Raw genomic sequence first — 929 nt, 5'->3', positions numbered from 1 at the left:
CGCGGCGGCTGGAGCGCGGGCAGCGGGGGTGGCGCGCTGCTCACGGGGGCCCGGTGCTTCCGCGGGTGCGGCGACGCGCCTACTGTGCGGTCATGGTCTGGACGTCACGAGAGATCCCTCATCAGGGCGGGCGCCTCGCGGTGGTGACCGGGGCCAACAGCGGTCTCGGTTACGTCACCGCCCGGGAGCTGGCCCGCCACGGTGCGCGAGTGGTGCTCGCCTGCCGCAGCGGCATGCGCGGCACGGCGGCGCTGGAGCGGCTGCGGCAGGAGGTGCCCGAGGCCGACGTGGAGTTCCGGTCGCTGGACCTCGCCGACCTCTCCTCCGTCCGCACCTTCGCCGACGGACTGCCCGGCGACCGGCTGGACCTGCTGGTCAACAACGCCGGGCTGATGGCCGTGCCGTACGCGCTGACGGCGGACGGCTTCGAGATGCAGTTCGGCGTGAACCACCTGGGGCACTTCGCCCTGACGGGCCTGCTGCTGGACCGCCTGACCGCCACCGGGGGCGCCCGCGTCGTCACCGTGTCCAGCATGATGCACGCCTTCGCCAACATCGACATCAACGACCTGAACAGCGCGCACGGCTACCGCCGCTGGCAGGCCTACAGCAGGTCCAAGACGGCGAACCTGCTGTTCGTGCACGAGCTGGCCCGCCGCACGGCGGACCTCGACCTGGTGGCCGCCGCCGCCCACCCCGGCTACTCGTCCACCGAACTCCAGGCCAAGGGGCCCAAGCTGGCCGGAAGTCGGCGCGCCGAACGGCTGATGCTGCTGAACAACCGGCTGTTCGCCTCCGCACCGGAGTTGGGCGCCGCACCGACACTGTGGGCGGCGACCGCTCCCGGCGTCCGGTCCGACTCCTTCACCGGCCCCCGGGTGCTGGGCGTCCGCGGCGCCCCCGGACCGGCCTTGCGCGCGCCGTGGACG

The 929-nt window shown here is 73.6% G+C and carries 1 protein-coding gene; it reads left to right on the top strand.

Annotation, left to right across the window (positions count from 1 at the left end):
• Nucleotides 1–92: 92 nt before the first annotated feature.
• Nucleotides 93–929, top strand: an 837-nt coding sequence (locus tag ACYVE9_RS28515) for an oxidoreductase (protein WP_461030775.1), incomplete at its 3' end; no start/stop codon positions are given.

The organism is Streptomyces sparsus, assembly GCF_054776295.1.
The sequence above is the reverse complement of the archived record's forward strand: the minus strand, read 5'-3'. Positions and strand labels throughout refer to the sequence as shown.